Genomic DNA, 18,605 nt, shown 5'->3' on the forward strand with positions numbered 1-18,605 from the left:
GAGAACAGGTGAGGATACTGGTGAGCGGTGCCGCCGGGTTCATCGGCTCGCACTTCGTCAGAACGCTCCTGTCCGGGGGATACCCCGGCCACGGAGAGGACCGGGTGACCGTGGTGGACAAGCTGACGTACGCGGCCACACGACGGAACCTGCCCCCTGACCATCCCCGGCTGACCTTCGTGCAGGGGGACGTCTGCGACGTTGCCCTGATGGACCGGGTCTTCCCCGGCCACGACGCCGTCGTGCATTTCGCCGCGGAGTCGCACGTCGACCGCTCGGTCGAGGGAGCGGCACCGTTCGTGCGCACCAATGTCCTGGGCACACAGACGCTGCTGGAGGCCGCGCTGCGGCACGGCGTGGGCGTGTTCGTGCACATCTCCACCGACGAGGTCTACGGTTCCCTTGCGCAGGGGCGGTGGACGGAGCAGGAGCCGCTGCTGCCCAACTCCCCCTACGCCGCGTCCAAGGCGGCCGCCGATCTGGTGGCCCGCTCCTACTGGCGTACGCACGGGCTGGACGTGCGCATCACCCGCTGCGCGAACAACTACGGCCCCGGTCAGCACCCCGAGAAGTTGATTCCGCTGTTCGTGACACGACTGCTGGACGGGGAGCCGGTGCCGTTGTACGGCGACGGGGGGAACGTACGGGAATGGCTGCACGTCGACGACCACTGCCACGCCGTACGGCTGGTCCTGGACGAGGGGAAGGCCGGCGAGGTCTACAACATCGGGGGCGGTACCCACCTGACGAACAAGGAGATGACGCAGCGCCTGCTCGACCTGTGCGGACGCGACTGGAGCCTGGTGCAACACGTCACCGACCGCAAGGGCCATGACCTGCGGTACGCGGTGGACGACGCGAAGATCCGCCGCGAACTCGGTTACGCACCACGGCATTCGCTGGACGAGGGGCTGCGCGAGACCGTGGCGTGGTACGCCGCCAACCGGGACCACTGGGAGGCGCGGGAGCGCGTCGCCGGCCCGGGATACTAAAACTTGAACACCCGAAGTCGACTGCCCTATGCTCGCCGGGTACCCAAATTTGAGCAACCACTGAAGGGGTGGGCATGGGGACCGACCTGGCGGTCGAGACCGAGAACTTACGGAAGAAATACGGCGACAAGGAGGCGCTCGCCGGGTTCACTCTGCAGGTCCCGCGCGGTGTCGTCTACGGGCTGCTGGGCCCCAACGGCGCCGGGAAGACCACCGCGGTGCGGATTCTTTCCACGCTGCTGCGCTACGACGAGGGGGTCGCCCGGGTCGCCGGGTACGACGTCGCCACGCAATCCGCCCAGGTGAGGTACCGCATTGGACTCCTCGGCCAGCACGCGGCGGTCGACGAGGAGCTGAGCGGCCGGCAGAACCTCGTGATGTTCGGCCGGCTCTACCACATCGGCAAGCGAAGCGCCCAGCACCGGGCGGACGAGCTGCTGGAGCGCTTCGGCCTGGCCGAGGCCGGCAACAAGCCGGCCAAGCAGTACTCCGGAGGCATGCGCCGCCGCCTGGACCTGGCGGCCAGTCTCATCCTGGCCCCCTCGGTCCTCTTCCTCGACGAACCCACCACAGGACTGGATCCCAGGGGGCGCAACGACGTCTGGGAGTCCGTGCGGGGACTGGTCGCGGAGGGCCGTACCGTCCTGCTGACCACCCAGTACCTCGACGAGGCCGACCAGCTCGCCGACACCATCTCGCTGATCGACAGCGGCAAGGTCATCGAGACCGGCACCCCCGACGACCTGAAGAGGAAGGTCGGCGGTGACCGTGTCGACGTCGTCCTGCGCCGCGACCACGACCTCGGCATCGCCACCGAGATGATCGCCTCGCTCCTGCACGCGGACCCCGAAGTGGACCGCGACAACCGGCGGATCAGTGTGGCGGCCGACGACCGGGTCGCCGCCCTCACGGCAGTCGCCCGCTCGCTCGGCGACGCGGGAATCGAGGCTGAGGACATCGCCCTGCGGCGGCCCACCCTCGACGAGGTGTTCCTGAACCTCACGGGAAACCGGGCGGGCACCTCGGCCGCGCCCACCCCCTCCGTGCCACCGGCCGCCCCGGCCGGGCCGACCGTGAAGGAGGCCGCCCACCGATGGCAGTGATCGCCACCCCCGAGGTCCCCACCAGCCTGCCGGCCCGGCTGGGCTGGGTCCTCGCGGACTCGTGGACCCTGACCCTGCGCGGGTTGTCCCACTGGGTGCGCAACCCCACCCAGATCCTCGCCGGCCTGCTCTTCCCCATCCTGATGGTGCTGCTCTTCGGCGGGATCTTCGGCAGCGGCATGCAGGTCGAGGGCGGCGGCAACTACCGGGAGTTCCTCATGCCCGGCATGTTCGTGATGTCGATGGCCTTCGGCATCGGCGAAACCATGGCCGGCGTCACCGCCGACGCCTCCAAGGGCGTCACCGACCGCTTCCGCTCCATGCCCATGTCCGCCGCCTCGGTGGTCATCGGGCAGAGCGTGGTCAACATGCTCTACAGCACCGCTGTGCTCCTCATCCTGATGGGCTGCGGAGCCGTCGCCGGATGGAGCTGGCAGAACAGCTTCGCCGAGGCGCTGGGCGCCTTCGGCCTGCTGTTGCTGCTGCGCTTCGCCCTGCTGTGGGTCGGCATCTACCTCGGCCTCGTCATCAGCGGGCCCGAGGCCGCCTCGGCCGTCTACACCCTGCTCTTCCCGCTCGGCATCGTGGCCAACACCTTCGCCTCCCCGGAGATGATGCCCGGATGGCTCGCGGCGATCGCCGAGTGGAACCCCCTGTCCTCCACCGCCCACGCCATCCGTGAACTCTTCGGCAACCCCGGAGTGGGCGGTACGTCCTGGATCGCCGAGCACGCCATGGCCATGGCCTTCGTCTGGCCGCTGCTGATCCTCCTGGTCTTCTTCCCGCTGGCCGTGCGCAAGTACCGGGCGCTCAGCCGGTAGCGGCCCCGCCCCTGGGGTGCGGGCTCGCCCGCCGGTGGGCCTGCACCCCGCCCGAGCACTGCTCGAGGGGCCTGCGACGTCACGTCGACCCCGTCAGTTCCCGGCGAACCTAGGGTGCTCAGCATGTCCCTCTTCGACATCGACATCACCGAACTCTCCGGCCGTCCGGGGCTGTTGTCCCGCTGTCGCGGCCGCACCCTCCTCGTCGTCAACGTCGCCTCCCGGTGCGCCCTGAGCACCCAGTACGCAGGCCTGACCCAGCTCGCCCGGCGGTACGCCGACGACGGGCTGGTCGTCATCGGAGTGCCCTGCAACCAGTTCGGTGAGCAGGAGCCGGGCACGCCCCAGGAGATCGCCAAGTACTGCGCCGTACAGCGGGTCGACTTCCCGCTGAGTGAGAAAGTCGAGGTCAACGGGCCCGGACGGCATGCCCTCTATGCCGCGCTGACACCGGTCGCGGACGCGGAAGGGCACGCAGGCGACGTCCGCTGGAACTTCGAGAAGTTCGTGGTGTCGCCCACCGGCCGACCCGTCGCCCGCTTCGCCCCCACCGTCGACCCCTTGGCCCCCGAGCTGCTGCAGGCCGTCAGGAACCTGCTCGACCCCGAGCCCCACCATCCGTGAGCACGAGATGTGACACGTCGGTCCGAGAGAGGACGATGGAGTGACCCGTACCACCCCGCAGGCCGGTCCCCGGGCGCAGGCCGGAGAGGCCGTGTCCCTGGAAGGCATCCAGGTCGTCGGCGCCCGCGAGAACAATCTCAAGAACGTCTCCCTCACCATTCCCAAGAACCGGATCACCGTCTTCGTCGGCGTCTCGGGGTCCGGGAAGTCCTCCCTGGTCTTCGACACCGTCGCCGTCGAGGCCCAACGCCAGCTCAACGCCACCTTCCCGTGGAACATCCGGCACGACCTGCCGAAGTTCGAGAGGCCCCACGTGGACGCCGTCTCGAAGCTGACGACCCCCGTGGTCGTCGACCAGCGGCCCCTGGGCGGCAATGCCCGCTCGACGGTGGGCACGGTCACCGACGTCTACACCGTCATGCGCGTGCTGTTCGCCAACCACGGTGAAGGCGGCCTGACCCAGACCTGGCTCTACTCCTTCAACGACCCCAAGGGCATGTGCCCCGAGTGCGAGGGCCTCGGTCGCGCCCTGCGCCCCGACCCCGACCGCATGCTCGACCGCAGCAAGTCGCTCAACGAGGGGGCGATCCTCCTCCCCGGGTACGCGCCGGGCAGCACGAGCCGGCAGTTCTACACCAACTACGAGCGCCTGGACCCCGACAAGAAGCTGGCGGACTACACCCCCGACGAACTCCAGACCCTCATGCACGGCAGCGAGGGAACGGTCGAAGTCGTCTACCCCAACGGCAACACGCACCGGCTCAAGTACGAGGGGCTGGTGGACGGGTTCGTCCGGCGCCATCTCAAACGGGACGTGACGACCCTGAGCAAAGCCACGCGGGAGAGCGCTGCCGAGTTCATCTGCGAGGGCGTGTGCACGATGTGCGGCGGCGCCCGGCTCAACCAGAAGGCACTGGCCACGAAGATCGACGGCCGCACCATCGCCGACTGGGCCCAGCTGCAGATCAGCGACCTCGTCGGCGTCGTCACGGCGCTGCAGGAACGGCTCGACACGCCGCTCGTCGCCACCATCCGGGAGACCCTGCAGCAGATCGAGGCCATCGGTCTGGGCTATCTCACCCTCGACCGGGCCACCCCCACCCTCTCCGGAGGCGAGGGCCAGCGGCTCAAGCTCGTCAACCACCTCGGGAGCGAGCTCACCGGGCTGACGTACATCTTCGACGAGCCCAGCGTCGGCCTCCACCCGCGCGACGTCAGCCGTCTCAACGACCTGCTGCGCGCCCTGCGCGACAAGGGCAACACGGTCCTGGTCGTCGAGCACGACCCGGACATCATGGCCGTCGCCGACCACATCGTCGAGATCGGCCCGCGAGCCGGCGTGCACGGCGGCGAGATCGTCTTCCAGGGCAGCTACGAGCAGCTGCGCGCCGCCGACACCCTCACCGGGCGCGGCCTGCGCCGCAGTGGGGAGATCAAGGCGAGCCCCCGCCGTTTCGAGCGCACCCTGCCCCTGCGGGATGCCTCGGTGCACAACCTCAAGAACGTTTCGGTCGACGTCCCCGTCGGTGTCCTGACCGCGGTGACCGGTGTTGCCGGCGCGGGGAAGAGCTCCCTGATCGCCCACGCCTTCCGCAGCCAGTACCCCGGGGCCGTCTTCGTCGACCAGTCGCCCATCCCCCGCTCCTCCCGCTCCACGCCCGCCAGCTACCTGAAGCTGATGGAGCCGATCCGCAAGCTTTTCGCCAGGGCCAGCGGTGAGCCCGCCAGCCTCTTCAGCTTCAACTCGCAGGGCGCGTGCGAGGAGTGCGAGGGGCGGGGCGTGCTGATCACCGAGGTCGCCTACATGGACCCGGTCACCACTCACTGCGAGGGCTGCGACGGCCGGCGATTCAAGGAGTCGGTGCTGCGGCACCGGGTACGGGGCAAGTCGATCGCCGACGTGCTGGAGATGTCGGCCGACGAGGCATCGGAGTTCTTCACCGAAGCACCGCTGCGCTCCAAGATCGGCGCCCTCATCGAGACCGGCATCGGCTACCTGGGTCTCGGCCAGTCGCTCGCCACCCTCTCGGGCGGCGAACGCCAGCGCATGAAGCTCGCCGACCGACTGGCGGGCTCCGGCACCGTCTACATCCTCGACGAGCCCACCACCGGGCTGCACCTGTCCGACATCGACATGCTGACGGGCCTGCTCAACGGGCTCGTCGACCGCGGCAACACCGTGGTGGTCATCGAACATGACCTCGCGGTGGTTTCCCAGGCGGACTGGGTCATCGACCTGGGACCCGAGGGCGGCAACACCGGCGGCGAGATCGTCTTCACCGGCACCCCGGCGGACCTGGCCGCGAGCCCGCACTCCCACACGGGCGAGTACCTCAGGCTCTACCGCGACGCCTCACCCGCCCCGTCCCGCTAGGCCCCCGGCCTCAGGCCGTGGCGGTGTTGCGCTCCTGCCAGGTGCGGTAGACCGCCACGGCCTCCTCGCGGGGTTCGTGGCGCATCGGCAGGCGGCGCTGCTGCCACGGCTTGGCGAACTCGTCGTAGAAGGTGGCGAGCTCGAAGTACCTGCGGTCGTCCACGTAGTACGGCGCGTAGGCGTCGCGGGTGGTGAGGAAGACGACCTCGTCGGGGGAGCAGTAGTACAGGGCGCCCAGGCACATGGGGCAGGGGTGGGCCAGGACGTAGACGGTGGTGCCGGTCAGGTGCTCGGTGCCCGCGCGCAGGCAGGCCTCGCGGATGGCGAGGACCTCGGCATGGGCGGTGGGGTCGCCGGTCTGGGCGACCTTGTTGGGGCTCTCCGCCAGGACCTCGCCGTCCTTGACGACGACGGTCGCGAAGGGGCGGCCGCCCTCCTCGACGTTGCGGCGGGCGAGGTCGATGGTGCGCTGGATGAAGTCCATGGTGTCTCCCGGGCTCAGAAGGGCTTGGTCGGCAGGTACTTGCCGTCGAGGGTGATGACGGCGCGCTCGCCGCCCTCGGGGTCGGCGACCTTCCGCACGTCCAGCTTGAAGTTGATCGCCGAGATGATGCCGTCGCCGAACTGCTCGTGGACCAGCGCCTTCAGCGTGGTGCCGTAGACCTGGAGCATCTCGTGGAAGCGGTAGACGGTCGGGTCGGTGGGGATGCCGCCGGGGATCGAGCCGCGCGTGGGGATGGTCTGCAGGAGCAGCGCGGCGTCGGCGTCCAGCCCGAGGAGGTCGGCCACCGCCTCGGCCGAGGCCGCGGGCAGGGCGTGCTGGCCGAGCACGGCGGCGGTGGTGAAGGCGACGGACAGGCCGGAGGCGTCGGCGATCTGCTGCCAGGTGAGGTTCTTGCGGGTCTTGGCCTCGACCGCGGCGGCGGCGAGGAGCCGGCGGGCGGTGGGGTCGAACTGGGCGTGGATCATGGGCTTTCTGCCTTCCTGCTTCTTGGGATCAGTGGGTGGGAGCGGCGCACGCGTCGGCGCACACGTCCGTGACGCGGCCGGTGGCGATGTCGAAGACCCAGCCGTGCAGCGTCACCGTGCCCCGGGCGAGCGCGCGGGCGACCGGCGGGTGGGTGGCGAGGTTCGCCAGCTGGGCGTGCACGTTCTCGCGGACGAGCGCGGACGTCCCGCCGTCGCCGGCGGCCCGGGCCGACGCGGCGTCGGCGTGACGGAGCCAGTCGGCGACTGCCGGAGCGGCGGCGAGGTCGTGTCCCTCGGCGAGCGCGGTCATCGCGCCGCACGCGGAGTGCCCGCAGACCACGATGCGCGACACACCGAGAACGGCGACGGCGTACTCGATGCTCGCCGCCACGCCGTCGGTGCCGGGGGCGTGGGCGGGGACGAGATTGCCCGCGGTCCGTACGACGAACAGCTCCCCGGGCTCGCAGCCCAGGATCAGCTCGGGCACGACGCGGGCGTCGGAGCAGCCGATGAACAGGGTGTGCGGGCGGTGCTCGGTGGCCAGGCGGGCGAAGAGCCCTTCCTTGGCGGGGAAGACGTCCCGCCGGAACCGCGCGACGCCCTCGGCGAGGTCATGCATGGGTCACTCCCTTCGGTGGCGGCCGGCCTTGCGGGCCGACGCGTTCCACCATGCATGAGCTGGGTCTATAGAGTCCAAGAGTCGTTCAGCATGCATCGCATAGATGACACCTATAGTTGTCTCCATGGCTCTCGAACTGCGTCACCTGCGCTACCTGCTCGCCGTCGCCGAGCACGGCAACTTCACCCGCGCCGCCGAGGACCTGCACATCTCCCAGCCCACCCTGTCCCAGCAGATCAAGCAGCTGGAACGCATGGTCGGCGTGCAACTGCTGGACCGTACGGGCCGCACCGTGCGGCCCACCGACGCCGGCCTGGTCTACGTCGAGCACGCCCGCCGGGCGCTGCGCGACCTGGCCGCCGCCGAGCGGGCCGTCCACGACGTGCAGGACCTCTCGCGCGGCGACCTGCGCGTGGGCGTCACGCCCACGTTCACGGCCTACCTCGTCGGACCGCTCGCCGCAGCGCTCCACGACGCGCACCCCGGCGTCACCCTGACCGTGCGCGAGACGACCCAGGACGGCATCGAGGCCGCCCTCCTCGCCGACGACCTCGACCTCGGCATCGCGTTCACCGGCCCCGGCGCCCACCTGCCCGGCATCGGCGCCTCGCCCCTGTTCACCGAGACCCTCGGCCTGGTCACCGGCCCGCACACCACCGCTGCCGCGGACCGGGCACCCGTTCCCGTGCGGAGCCTGAACGACCGTCATCTGGCCTTGCTCAGCCGCGACTTCGCCACCCGCGGCCACATCGACGCCCACTTCGGCCGCCACGGCGTCCACCCGCCCATCGCCGTGGAGGCCGACTCCGTCCAGGCCCTGATCGAGATCGTCCGGCGCACGCCACTGGCCACCGTGCTGCCCGACGCGATCACCGACGGCCACCCGCACCTGACGCGCGTCCCCCTCGACCCGCCCCTGCCCACGCGCACCGTCGCCCTCCTCGCCCGCGCGGACGCCTACTGCAGCGCCGCCGCCCGGGCGTTCACCCGCCTCGCGCACGACCACGTCGCGGCCCGGGCCTACGCCCCGGCCGGTCCGGGCGGCCCGGGCGGTCCGGCGCACTGAGGTGCAGCGGCCCAGGCGGCCCGCGTGCCGAGCAGACTGCGCAGGTCGGTGATCGTGTAGCCGCGGGCGCGGACGGCGTCGACGATCCGCGGCAGGGCCGCGGCGTCCAGGACGGTGTCCTGCCCGTCGGAGCCCACGTGCATCTGGACGATCTCCCCGGGGCGCAGGGCGTCCAGTGCCCGCCGGACGGCCTCCTCGACCGTCATGCCGCGGGCCGGCCCCAGGTACCCCTTGGTGTCGGTGGTCCACTCGATGTCGGCGAACCCCAGGGCGTTGACCTCGGCGATCTCCTGCGGGGTGGTGTCGCCGTAAGGGAAGCGGAAGAACGGCAGAGGAGCGGTGCCCGTGGCCGCGCGGACGGCACGGTCTGCGCGCAGGACCTCCGCCGCGCGCTCCTGCGGCCGCAGGGCCTCGAAGTGGGGGTGGCTGTAGGAGTGGTTGCCGATGCCGTGCCCGGCCGCGGCGATGGCGCGGGCGGCGGACGGGTGGCGGTCGGCGAAGTCGCCGGTGAGGAAGAACGTGGCGGGGGCGCCGCGCCGGCGCAGCACGTCCAGCACCGTGTCGATCCCCTCCACGTCCCATGCGGCATTGAACGTCAGGGCCACCACGTGTGCCCGGGTGGGCATCGTGCGGTTCTCCGAGCCGTACAGGGCCCGCAGCCGGTCGCAGGGACTGCCGCCGGGCACCGTCGCGGCGGCAGGCGCCGGGACGCCGGACAGGGCGACGACCGTTGCCATCGCGGTCGCCGCCGCCGTCAACGCCCCCGGGGAACGCCTCACGCCGCAGCACGTTACCGGCGCCTGCCCGCCGGGTGCCGGTGACGACGACGTACGGGCCCGGTGGCCGCCCGCCCGGGTGAAGGCGATGCGGTCGCCGGGAAAAGCGGATGCGCCCCTTGCGGGGCGCTCGTTACCGTGGGGGGCATGTCTACGCCCCGAATCTCCTAGCCGAGGACCCGCTTCCACGCCAGAAGTGTGTCCTCTCGCTGTTTCGGAGCGTTACCTCATGATTACCGTTCGCGGTGTCGAGCTGCGCGCGGGTGCCCGCGTGCTGCTGTCCGACCTCTCCTTCACCGTCTCCCCCGGCGACCGCATCGGCCTGGTCGGCCGCAACGGCGCGGGCAAGACCACCTTGATGACCGCCCTCGCCGGCGCCACCGGCCCGGCCGCCGGCACCATCACCCGCACCGGGCCCGTGGGCTTCCTCGCCCAGGACTCCCGCGCCGCCGACCCCGCCGTCACCGTCACCGACCGCATCCTCTCCGCCCGCGGCCTCGACCGCGCCCTGCGCGCGCTGCGCGCCGCCGAGGCGGCGATGGCCCGCGCCGCGCGCCCCGCCGAGCTGGAACGCGCCATGGCCGCCTACGCGCGCGCCGAGGCCGCCTTCCAGGCCGGCGGCGGGTACGCCGCCGAGGCCGAGGCCGCCCGCGTCGCGGCCGGGCTCGGGCTGCCCGACCGCGTGCTGACCGAGCCGGTCGGCACCCTCTCCGGCGGCCAGCGCCGCCGCGTCGAACTCGCCCGCATCCTCTTCGCCGGGCTCGCCGGAAACGGCGGCACCCTGCTGCTGGACGAGCCCACCAACCACCTGGACGCCGACTCGGTCGCCTGGCTGCGCACCTTCCTGCACGGTCACCAGGGCGGCCTGGTGGTGATCAGCCACGACACCGCTCTGCTCGCCGACGTCGTCAACCGCGTCTTCCACCTGGACCCCACGCGCGCGACCATCGACGTCCACAACACCGGCTGGCACACCTACCTCGCCCAGCGCGAGAGCGACGAACGGCGCCGGACCCGGGAGCGGGCCGGTGCCGAGCGCAAGGCCGCGGCCCTGCACGCGCAGGCTGACCGGATGAAGGCCCGCTCGGCCACCGCCGTCATGGCCCGCAGCATGGCGCGCCGCGCCGACCGCCTGCTGGCCGGCCTGGAGCCGGCCCGGCGCACCGAGCGCACCGCCCGCATCCGGCTGCCCGAGCCCGCGCCGTGCGGCCGCACGCCACTGGGGGCGGTCGGCCTGGCCAAGTCCTACGGCGACCACCGCGTGCTCGACGGCGTCGACCTGGCCGTCGACCGGGGCAGCCGCCTGGTGATCCTCGGCCTCAACGGCGCCGGCAAGACCACCCTGTTGCGGATCCTGGCCGGCGCCGAGGCCCCGGACGCCGGCCGGGTGGTGCACGGGCACGGCCTGCGCCTGGGGTACTTCGCCCAGGAGCACGACACGCTGGACGCGGCCCGCACCGTCCGGGAGAACCTTGCGGCCGCCGCCCCGCACCTGACGGACGGCGAGGCCCGGCACGTCCTCGGCGCGTTCCTCTTCGGCGGGGACGACGCGGACAAGCCCGCGGGCGTCCTGTCCGGCGGGGAGAAGACCCGCCTGGCCCTGGCCGGGCTGGTCCACGGCGGCGCCAACGTGCTGCTGCTGGACGAGCCCACCAACAACCTCGACCCCGCCTCCCGGGCCGAGGTCCTGGCCGCGGTGGGCGCCTACCCCGGCGCGATCGTCATGGTCACCCACGACGAGAGCGCCCTCGACGCCCTGCGCCCCGACCGCGTCCTGCTCCTGCCGGACGCGGACGAGGACCTGTGGAGCGAGGACTACCGCGACCTGATCTCCCTCGCCTGACCCGCCGGGCGGCGGCGCACTTCGTACGAGGGGTGCGCCCCCGCCCGGTGGCTGCAACGGCCACCCGCATGACGGGGCCTCAGGAGCTGGCGGGAAAGACGTCTGCCCGGATGCCGCTTGGGTCGCCCGATATGACATAGCTGTGGCTAGCTCAGGAGTAACTAGCGTCTCTTTTATCAAGATCTCACCATATGCTTTACTAATGAGCGCTCCGCGGTCGATGTACTGGCCTGCGTGAGGAAGACGCGCGCCGTTCGGCGAATCGGGGGGACATCGAATGCGCTCCGCTGCGCTGGAAGCGAGCACGGTCGGCGGCACAACCGACTGTTGGTGACGTTGATCACTTCATTTTCGTACGAATAGGGCAAGGGCCCTTCTCCAAACCGTGTCGTCCGCGCCGTCGTCAGGAGCAGGTTCGTCGTCCGTGTCGGCGGTGACGGCAGGCGCCGATGAATAGCGAGGAAGAACGACATGTCTGCCAGACATCTACGCACAGGGTGGGTTTCGGGAGTGGTCCTGTCCGCGGTCGCGGCGGGTGTACTCACGGCTGCTCCTGCGCATGCCGTAGTGGGCGATCCGGTCAAGGACTCCTACGGATTCGCGGCCAAGCTCGAGATGTTCCCCAAGGGGGACGACGCGCACGTCGCGCGGAGCTGCTCGGCTGCGCTGGTCTCGTCCCAGTGGCTGGTGAGTGCCGCCAGCTGCTTCGCCGAGGCACCCAACGGATCCACCAAGGTGGCGGCCGGTACTCCCGCTTTCAAGACGAGGGCCACGATAGGTCGTTCTGACCTCACCCGGGAAGTCGGGACGGTCGTGGACGTCATCGAGATCGTCCCCCGTGACGACCGCGACGTCGTGATGGCCAAGCTGGCCAGGCCGGTGACGGGCATTACCCCCCTCAGCGTCGGTTCCGGAGCGCCGCTGGAGGGCGAGGAGCTGCGGACCGCGGGCTACGGCCGTACGAAGGACGAGTGGGTGCCGGATCTCCTGCACCAGGCGACCTTCAGTGTGAGCGCCGTGAAGGGCGCCACGGTCCAGATCGCCGGCAAGTCCTCCGGCGCTGCCGTCTGCCAGGGTGACACTGGTGGTCCGCTGTTCCGCGAGGTGGGCGGCCGTGCTGAGCTCGTCGGCGTCAACAGCCGGTCCTGGCAGGGCGGCTGCTTGGGCGTGGACGGCAAGGAGACGCGTACGGATGCGCTCTCGGCCCGTACCGACGATGTCGCCGCCTGGGTCCAGACCGTGGTCAACCGGGACAACGCTGCGGTTCTGCGCGGGAAGGACTGGACGAAAGCCAAGCACTTGGTGCCTGGCTACTTCACTGGTGGATCGCTCGGCGGCAGCCGGCACATGGACCTGTTCGTGGCCTGGGAAGACGGCTCGGCCAGCCTCTTCCAGGGTGCCGAAACCAACAACCCCAAGGGCCCCTTCACCTCCGAATACGTCATCGGAAGGTCCGGCTGGGGCGCTGCCAAGCACGTCGCTGCCGGGAACTTCACGGGTAGCGGCAGTGACGGCCTGGTGGTCGGCTGGCAAAACGGGCACGTGACGTGGTTCCCGCACGTCAACCAGAACGGCTTCAGCGAGGAGAAGGAGCTGCGTAAGGAGGGCAGCGAGACCTGGAAGACCTACGCCCAGCACATCACTGTCGGCCGGTACACGGACAACCCGCTGCGTGACGACATGCTCGTGGTCTGGCAGGACGGCTCCGTCTCCATGTTCCAGGACCTCGGCACCAACGGGCTCGGCTCCGAGAAGGAGCTGCTGAAAAAGGGCGCAGCCGCGCAGAACATCGAGCAGATGACCTCGGGTGAGTTCACGGGGAAGTCGACCGCAGATCTCATGGTCCGCTGGAAGGACGGCTCCGCCAGCATCTACCCGGGCGTCAGCGCCACTGCGGGCTTCCACGACGAGATCAAGATCCGGAAGCAGGGTTCCTCGTGGGACTACGCCCGGGCCTTGGCCGGGGGTGCCTTCACGGCCAACGACCGTGCCGGTGACGTTCTGGTGCGTTGGAAGGACGGCAACGTGAGCCTGTACCCGTCCGTCGACGCCGCCGGTACCCACACTGAGGTGGATCTCCTCAAGTAACCCGGATCGGAACTCTGCGGGGCTTGTGCCGAACACGTCGGCACAAGCCCCGCAGCGCGATGCGCACTTCTAGGAACAAGGACATGCACTTGAGCACGACATCCCACCTCGCTCTGCGTATGAAGGCCGGCACCGTCGCCGCCGCTCTGACCGCGGGCCTGCTGACCGCCGGCGCGTGGTCCGTCGACGTGCCCTCCGCCCGCGCGGCCGGCGCCGACCGTCCGCTTGTGAACACTGCCGACGTGAAGGGCTGGAAGGTCCCCCGGCTCGCGGTGATGCCGCTCGGCGACTCGATCACCTTCGGGACGGGCAGCGCGGACTCCGGCGGGACCGGCTACCGCGGTGACTTGTGGAAGCGGCTGGGCGGACATGCCGATTCCCTGGACTTCGTGGGTTCCCGCAGGGACGGCAAGCTGCCCGGCGTCGATCTGGACCACGAGGGGCACTACGGCTGGAGGATCTCCGACCTCTCCTCCTGCGTCGAGACGTGGCTGTCGATGGCCAAGCCCAACGTGGTGCTGCTCCACATAGGGACCAATGACATGGGCAGCAATGATCGGGTGGATGGGGCACCCGCTCGACTTGGCGCGCTCATCGACAAAATCACCACGGCTGCCCCCGACATGACGGTTCTGGTCGCTTCTCTCGTACCGTCTGCGGACCCCACCGTCCAGAAGCGTGTCGAGGCGTTCAACGCGGCGGTTCCCAAGCTGGTCGCCGCGCGGCAGGCCAAGGGCCGACACGTCGGTTTCGTCGGCATGGACGCGGTCACCACGCGCGACCTTTCCGATGGGACCCACCCCAATGCCAGCGGCTACGCGAAGATGGCGGAAGCCTTCTCCAGCGGGCTCGCCCGCGCGGCCGCCGACGGGTGGATCCGCCCCCACGTCGACATCAAGCCCGCGAAGGTCTGGGGTGACTACGCCGTCGACATCAACGGCGACCGCAAGGCCGATTACCTCGTCGTCGAGCCTGACGGCTCGGCCAGGGCGTGGATCAACGAGCGAGGGACCGGTCGTGGCACCTGGTCCGACCCCCTCCCCTTCGCCTCGGGTGTGGGCGAGCCGGGGGAGAGGGTCCGCTTCGCCGACATCAACGGCGACGGTCTGGTCGACTATCTCGTGGTCCACGACGACGGGGTCGTGAAGGCCTGGGTGAACAACGGCCGCAGCGGACCGGGCCGGTGGGACGAATTCGGCACCTTCGCCACGGGGGTCGACGAGGCGGGCGGCAGAGTCCGTTTCGCGGACGTCAACGGTGACCGCAAGGCGGACTACCTCGTCGTCAAGGACGACGGATCGGTGCGGGCCTGGATCAACAAGGGCGGTACCGGAAACGGTGGCTGGTCGGACCCCGTCGCCTTCGCCTCGGGCGTGGGCGAGTCGGCGGAGAAGGTTCGCTTCGCCGACATCAACGGTGATGGCAAGGCCGATTACCTGGTCGTCCAGGACGACGGTTCGGTCAGGGCCTGGACGAATGACGGTGAGCCGGGCTCGGGTAAGTGGACCGAGGTGGCGGACTTCGCGAGCAGCGTCGGTGAGTCCGGTGACAAGGTCCGCTTCGCGGACGTCGATGGTGACGGCAGGGCCGACTACCTGGTCCTGCAGGACGACGGCGTTATGAAGGCGTGGATCAACAACGGTTTGAACGCCTCCCAGCGCTGGACCGAGGCCGGCACCTATGCCACCGGCGTCGGCGAGCCCGGCAGCAAGGTGCGGATCTAGGTGCAATTGACCCGCAGCTTCTCGTCAGGGTGGATTCCGCTGTGGGTGAGGCGGGAGTAGTCGTCGGTGGAATTCACCTCGAACTGGATCGGCTCGCCGGGGGCATGTTCGTAGCGGCGGATCACGGTGCCGGTCGGACGGTCGAGCCAGGAGAGCCGGTTCAGTCGATGGTGGGTGAGGATGCGGTGCACGGTGGATACCGGCAGTCCCGCGATCGGGCCGATCCGGGGCCTGAGCTGGCGGGTCCGCCGCAGGTCGCAGACCCGCTCTTTCGCAGAGGCTGTTGTCCGATGCGAGGCGTGGGCAGCCTGCTGAGCCGGTTACCCGGGCCCGCATCGCCTTCGGCCTTCCAGCGTTGACAATGCTCTTGATCGATCCAGCTCGGCCGGCTCCCGGCAGGCGCCCGGCTGCTCAGCGCGGCGGCTCGGCCAGCAGGGCCTTGCGGTGGCTGAACGTCTCCAGGGAGTAGCGGCCGTGGTAGTTGCCCATGCCGCTCTCGCCCACGCCGCCGAACGGCAGTTCCGGGACGGTGAGGTGGGCGAGCGGCAGGCCGAAGGACAGGCCGCCCGACGACGTCTCGGCCGCCAGGCGCTCGCGCACGGCGGGCGAGTCGGTGAAGGCGTACAGCGCGAGCGGCTTGTCGCGGTCGTTGATGAAGGCGATCGCCTCGTCCAGACCGGGCACCGTGACGACGGGCAGGACGGGGCCGAAGATCTCCTCCTGCATCACGGGCGCGTCGGGGTCGACGTCGGCCAGGACGGTGGGGGCGATGTACTTCGTCTCCCGGTCGCTGTCGCCGCCCGTCACCACGCGGCCGGAGCCGAGCAGCGCGGTCAGCCGGTCGAAGTGGCGCTCGTTGACGATGCGCCCGTACCGGTCGCCGGTCGCCGGGTCGGGGCCGTACAGCTCCTCCACCGCACGCGCCAGGGCCGGCTCCAGGGCCCGGGCGGTCTCCGGGTCGGTCAGGACGTAGTCGGGGGCCACGCACGTCTGGCCCGCGTTGAGGAACTTGCCGGCCGCCAGGCGCCGCGCCACCTCCTGAGGGTCGGTGCCCCGGTCGACGAAGACCGGTGACTTGCCGCCCAGCTCCAGCGTGACCGGCGTCAGGTGCCGGGCCGCGGCCGCCATCACGATGCGGCCCACCGTGCCGTTGCCGGTGTAGAAGATGTGGTCGAAGCGCTCGGCCAGCAGCTCCGTGGTCTCGGGCACGCCGCCCTCGACGACGGCCACCGCGTCCGCGTCGAGGTACTGCGGGAGCAGGCGGGCGAGGACGGCGGAGGTGGCCGGGGCCAGTTCGCTGGGCTTGGCGAGCACCGCGTTGCCCGCCGCGAGGGCGCCCAGCAGCGGGGTCAGCAGCAGCTGGGCCGGGTAGTTCCAGGGCGCGATGACGAGGACGACGCCCAGCGGGTCGTACTGCGTCCAGGCGCTCGCCCCCGCCAGGTGCTCCGGCACGTCCGCGGGCTGCGGCCGCAGCCAGTCGCCGAGGTGCTCCAGGGTGTGGTCGATCTCCCGGATCGTGAAGCCGATCTCGGTGCGGTGGGCCTCGTACGCGCTCTTGCCCAGGTCCCGGTGGAGCGCGTCGGCGAGCGCCGCGGCCTCCTCGGTGAGCAGGGTGCGCAGGGCGCGCAGCTGGGCGGTGCGCCAGGCGAGCGGCCGGGTGCGGCCGGTGCGGAAGGCGGCGCGGAGCCGGGCGACGGCCTCGGCGGGCCGTTCGGGGGTGGGGGCGGGGGTGGGGTGCGACATGGTGCCTCGTTCCGGGAGACGTTCCAAAAGGGGGGGGAGGGGATCAGGCGGCGGCCGGTACGGCGGCCAGGCGGGGCCGGGCGCGGCGCTTCTCGGCCGCGGCCGCCACGGCGAGCAGGGCCACGCCGCCGGCCAGCCAGACGAACAGCGACAGCACGCGGCCGTCGAAGCCGGCGCCGCCGTCGAAGTAGAGCAGCGAGCGGGCGCCCTCGACGAAGCCGGCGCCGTTCCAGAAGGCGTGCAGGGAGCCGAAGAAGCCGTTCTGCAGCTCGGGGCGGAACACGCCGCCCGAGGTCGTGAAGTTCAGCATCACGAACAGCACCATCATCGTCAGTGTCGTCCAGCGCTTGAGGAACGTGTGCAGTCCGATGCCGAAGGCGATCACGCCCGCGGAGTAGAGCCAGGCCATGCCCCACACGGTGGCGTAGTCGTGGTCGACGACGTGGAAGACGGGGCCGGCGAGGGCCATGCCGATGGCGCTGACCACGAAGGAGACGGCCAGGCCGACGGCCGCGCGGGTCCACAGGCTCAGGGCGGCACCGGCCGCGCCGATGGCCGCCACGCTGCCGTACGAGCCGATGCTCAGCGCGACGAGCAGGAAGAAGATGCCCTGCCCGGTGGGGTCGCCCGAGGACAGTGTGGTGAGGTCGGTGACCTTCAGGGGCACGCCCTGGTGGTCGGTGACGCTGCGGAAGACGGCCGTGGCGGCGGTGGCGGTGGTGTCGGAGCCGGCCTTCGCCACCAGCACCTCGGGGTGCTCGGCGCCGGGCACGTACGCGCCGGCCAGCTCGCGGTCCCGCAGCTGCCGGACGGCGGTGGCGCGGTCGGCGACGGTGGTGACGTCCAGGGCGTCGCCGGCCCTGTCCTTGATGGTCTGGGCGAGGACCTGGGTGCGGGCGGTGCTGCCGACGACGGCGACCTTCATGCCGTGCGGCTCGGGGGAGTGGAAGGCGCCGAGGTAGGCCAGGCCCATGCCCAGGCACATCAGCAGCGGGGTCAGGAGGTGCACGGCCACGTGCTTGAGGTGGTGGCGCGGCCCGTGGGCGGCGTGAGCGGTCATGAGCGGGGGCTCCTCCGGCGGTGCGAGGGTCTCAGAGGTTGGTAAATGCAACCAATACTGAATGTATTATGCAACCGATTGGAAGGTGGAGATATGCCGGACCGCGATGTGACCCTGAGCACCATCCAGCGCGAGCTGACCGCGTTCGCCCGCCGGGCCCGGCACAAGGCCGCGCAGATCCACCCCGAGCTGTCCCTGGTGACCTACAGCATGCTCGACCACCTGGAGGCGACCGGCGGCTGCCGCGGCACCGACCTCGCCGACCACTTCCTGCTCGACAAGTCCACCGTCAGCCGGCAGACCGCCGTCCTGGAACGCCTCGGCCTGATCGTGCGCGAAGTCGACCCCGAGGACCGGCGCGGGCAGATCCTGCGCCCCTCGCAGGACGGCCTGCGGCTGCTCGCGGAGGCCCACCGGCAGCGCCGGGCGATCTTCGAGGACCGCTTCACCGACTGGGACGACGCCGACCTGGAGCGCTTCGCGAGGTACCTGCAGCGCTACAACGCCGCCGGCTGACACCGGCGGCGTTGAGAGAGCTGTCTGCGATTGTGGGGCTGATCAGTAGGCGGAGTTGACGTTGTCCATGGAGCCGTACTTGTCGGCGGCGTAGTTGCAGGACGCGACGATGTTGGCGACCGGGTCGTAGATGTCCCAGGACGTGCCGTCGACGTGGTAGGCCTTGAACGTCGGGTCGATGATCTGCAGCAGACCCTTCGAGGGGACACCGTTGACGGCGTTGACGTCCCAGTCGTTGATCGCACGCGGGTTACCGGTGGACTCACGCATCACGTTGCGCTTGATGC

The 18,605-nt window shown here is 70.7% G+C and carries 17 protein-coding genes and 1 pseudogene; 10 read left to right on the forward strand and 8 right to left on the reverse strand.

The window, feature by feature from the left end; all coding sequences use genetic code 11:
• The first annotated feature begins 8 nt into the window (after positions 1–8).
• The 5 genes from rfbB to ABD361_RS19025 all read left to right on the forward strand — a co-directional run bounded on the left by rfbB (position 9) and on the right by ABD361_RS19025 (position 5,914).
• Positions 9–992: a dTDP-glucose 4,6-dehydratase gene (gene rfbB / locus ABD361_RS19005; protein WP_344436605.1), complete on the forward strand. Its 984-nt coding sequence runs from the start codon at positions 9–11 to the stop codon at positions 990–992.
• Between the two features lie 74 nt (positions 993–1,066).
• Positions 1,067–2,095: an ATP-binding cassette domain-containing protein gene (locus ABD361_RS19010; RefSeq protein WP_344436606.1), complete on the forward strand. Its 1,029-nt coding sequence runs from the start codon at positions 1,067–1,069 to the stop codon at positions 2,093–2,095.
• On the forward strand, positions 2,086–2,916 hold the full coding sequence (locus ABD361_RS19015) for an ABC transporter permease (protein WP_344436608.1): 831 nt from the start codon (positions 2,086–2,088) through the stop codon (positions 2,914–2,916). Before ABD361_RS19010 ends, ABD361_RS19015 begins: the two co-directional genes overlap by 10 nt.
• Before the next feature lie 123 nt (positions 2,917–3,039).
• Positions 3,040–3,540: a glutathione peroxidase gene (locus ABD361_RS19020; protein WP_344436610.1), complete on the forward strand. Its 501-nt coding sequence runs from the start codon at positions 3,040–3,042 to the stop codon at positions 3,538–3,540.
• Between the two features lie 40 nt (positions 3,541–3,580).
• Entirely contained in the window at positions 3,581–5,914 is a 2,334-nt protein-coding gene (locus tag ABD361_RS19025) for an ATP-binding cassette domain-containing protein (RefSeq protein ID WP_344436611.1), read from the forward strand.
• Positions 5,915–5,924: 10 nt separating this feature from the next.
• Here ABD361_RS19025 and ABD361_RS19030 read toward each other — a convergent pair whose 3' ends face one another.
• Genes ABD361_RS19030 through ABD361_RS19040 form a run of 3 tightly spaced genes read right to left on the reverse strand, consistent with a single transcriptional unit; the run spans position 5,925 to position 7,502 of the window.
• Positions 5,925–6,398 (reverse strand): nucleoside deaminase, encoded by a 474-nt coding sequence (locus tag ABD361_RS19030; RefSeq protein ID WP_344436612.1) that lies wholly within the window; start codon positions 6,396–6,398, stop codon positions 5,925–5,927.
• Positions 6,399–6,412: 14 nt separating this feature from the next.
• Positions 6,413–6,883 (reverse strand): cyanase, encoded by a 471-nt coding sequence (gene cynS / locus ABD361_RS19035; RefSeq protein ID WP_344436613.1) that lies wholly within the window; start codon positions 6,881–6,883, stop codon positions 6,413–6,415.
• Between the two features lie 28 nt (positions 6,884–6,911).
• Positions 6,912–7,502, reverse strand: a complete 591-nt coding sequence (locus tag ABD361_RS19040) for a carbonic anhydrase (protein ID WP_344436614.1) — start codon at positions 7,500–7,502, stop codon at positions 6,912–6,914.
• Between the two features lie 124 nt (positions 7,503–7,626).
• Here ABD361_RS19040 and cynR point away from each other — a divergent pair, with 124 nt between their 5' ends.
• A complete protein-coding gene (gene cynR / locus ABD361_RS19045) occupies positions 7,627–8,568 on the forward strand; it encodes a transcriptional regulator CynR (protein ID WP_344436615.1) in 942 nt (313 codons plus the stop codon).
• Here cynR and ABD361_RS19050 read toward each other — a convergent pair.
• Positions 8,523–9,347, reverse strand: coding sequence for a polysaccharide deacetylase family protein (locus ABD361_RS19050; protein ID WP_344436616.1), 825 nt, complete (start codon positions 9,345–9,347; stop codon positions 8,523–8,525). The two genes, cynR and ABD361_RS19050, sit on opposite strands and share 46 nt — an antisense overlap.
• Positions 9,348–9,573: 226 nt before the next feature.
• Between ABD361_RS19050 and ABD361_RS19055 the strand changes: the two genes are divergently transcribed.
• From ABD361_RS19055 to ABD361_RS19065, 3 genes are all read left to right on the forward strand, one after another.
• Positions 9,574–11,187: an ABC-F family ATP-binding cassette domain-containing protein gene (locus ABD361_RS19055; protein ID WP_344436617.1), complete on the forward strand. Its 1,614-nt coding sequence runs from the start codon at positions 9,574–9,576 to the stop codon at positions 11,185–11,187.
• A gap of 567 nt (positions 11,188–11,754) precedes the next feature.
• Positions 11,755–13,275, forward strand: coding sequence for a S1 family peptidase (locus tag ABD361_RS19060; protein ID WP_344436618.1), 1,521 nt, complete (start codon positions 11,755–11,757; stop codon positions 13,273–13,275).
• Positions 13,276–13,364: 89 nt separating this feature from the next.
• A complete protein-coding gene (locus ABD361_RS19065) occupies positions 13,365–14,999 on the forward strand; it encodes an FG-GAP-like repeat-containing protein (protein ID WP_344436620.1) in 1,635 nt (544 codons plus the stop codon).
• 92 nt (positions 15,000–15,091) lie between these two features.
• Here the strand turns inward: ABD361_RS19065 and ABD361_RS19070 are convergent.
• The 3 genes and pseudogenes from ABD361_RS19070 to ABD361_RS19080 form a co-directional block, all read right to left on the reverse strand.
• A pseudogene (locus ABD361_RS19070) lies at positions 15,092–15,357 on the reverse strand (IS481 family transposase); the annotation flags it as partial.
• 53 nt (positions 15,358–15,410) lie between these two features.
• Positions 15,411–16,742 carry an aldehyde dehydrogenase family protein gene (locus ABD361_RS19075; protein ID WP_344436621.1) on the reverse strand — a complete coding sequence of 444 codons (1,332 nt, stop codon included), beginning with the start codon at positions 16,740–16,742 and terminating at the stop codon, positions 15,411–15,413.
• Between the two features lie 43 nt (positions 16,743–16,785).
• Positions 16,786–17,802 (reverse strand): ABC-2 transporter permease, encoded by a 1,017-nt coding sequence (locus ABD361_RS19080; RefSeq protein ID WP_344436622.1) that lies wholly within the window; start codon positions 17,800–17,802, stop codon positions 16,786–16,788.
• 93 nt (positions 17,803–17,895) lie between these two features.
• On the opposite strand from ABD361_RS19080, the gene ABD361_RS19085 reads away from it, so the two are divergent.
• The gene (locus ABD361_RS19085) at positions 17,896–18,318 is read left to right on the forward strand and encodes a MarR family winged helix-turn-helix transcriptional regulator (protein WP_344436623.1); all 423 of its coding nucleotides are present in this window, start codon (positions 17,896–17,898) and stop codon (positions 18,316–18,318) included.
• A 42-nt stretch (positions 18,319–18,360) separates the two neighbouring features.
• Here ABD361_RS19085 and ABD361_RS19090 read toward each other — a convergent pair.
• Positions 18,361–18,605: transglycosylase SLT domain-containing protein (locus ABD361_RS19090; protein WP_344436624.1), on the reverse strand; the 245-nt coding region annotated here is incomplete at its 5' end.

It is taken from the genome of Streptomyces luteosporeus (assembly GCF_039532865.1).
GTDB classification, from domain to species: Bacteria; Actinomycetota; Actinomycetes; order Streptomycetales; family Streptomycetaceae; genus Streptomyces; species Streptomyces luteosporeus.

Coding starts and splice junctions, on each gene's coding strand:
- ABD361_RS19010 (WP_344436606.1), top strand. CDS start 1,067: ATGGGGACCGACCTGGCGGTCGAGACCGAGAACTTACGGAAGAAATAC.
- ABD361_RS19015 (WP_344436608.1), top strand. CDS start 2,086: ATGGCAGTGATCGCCACCCCCGAGGTCCCCACCAGCCTGCCGGCCCGG.
- ABD361_RS19020 (WP_344436610.1), top strand. CDS start 3,040: ATGTCCCTCTTCGACATCGACATCACCGAACTCTCCGGCCGTCCGGGG.
- ABD361_RS19030 (WP_344436612.1), bottom strand. CDS start 6,398: ATGGACTTCATCCAGCGCACCATCGACCTCGCCCGCCGCAACGTCGAG.
- cynS (WP_344436613.1), bottom strand. CDS start 6,883: ATGATCCACGCCCAGTTCGACCCCACCGCCCGCCGGCTCCTCGCCGCC.
- ABD361_RS19040 (WP_344436614.1), bottom strand. CDS start 7,502: ATGCATGACCTCGCCGAGGGCGTCGCGCGGTTCCGGCGGGACGTCTTC.
- cynR (WP_344436615.1), top strand. CDS start 7,627: ATGGCTCTCGAACTGCGTCACCTGCGCTACCTGCTCGCCGTCGCCGAG.
- ABD361_RS19055 (WP_344436617.1), top strand. CDS start 9,574: ATGATTACCGTTCGCGGTGTCGAGCTGCGCGCGGGTGCCCGCGTGCTG.
- ABD361_RS19075 (WP_344436621.1), bottom strand. CDS start 16,742: ATGTCGCACCCCACCCCCGCCCCCACCCCCGAACGGCCCGCCGAGGCC.
- ABD361_RS19080 (WP_344436622.1), bottom strand. CDS start 17,802: ATGACCGCTCACGCCGCCCACGGGCCGCGCCACCACCTCAAGCACGTG.
- ABD361_RS19085 (WP_344436623.1), top strand. CDS start 17,896: ATGCCGGACCGCGATGTGACCCTGAGCACCATCCAGCGCGAGCTGACC.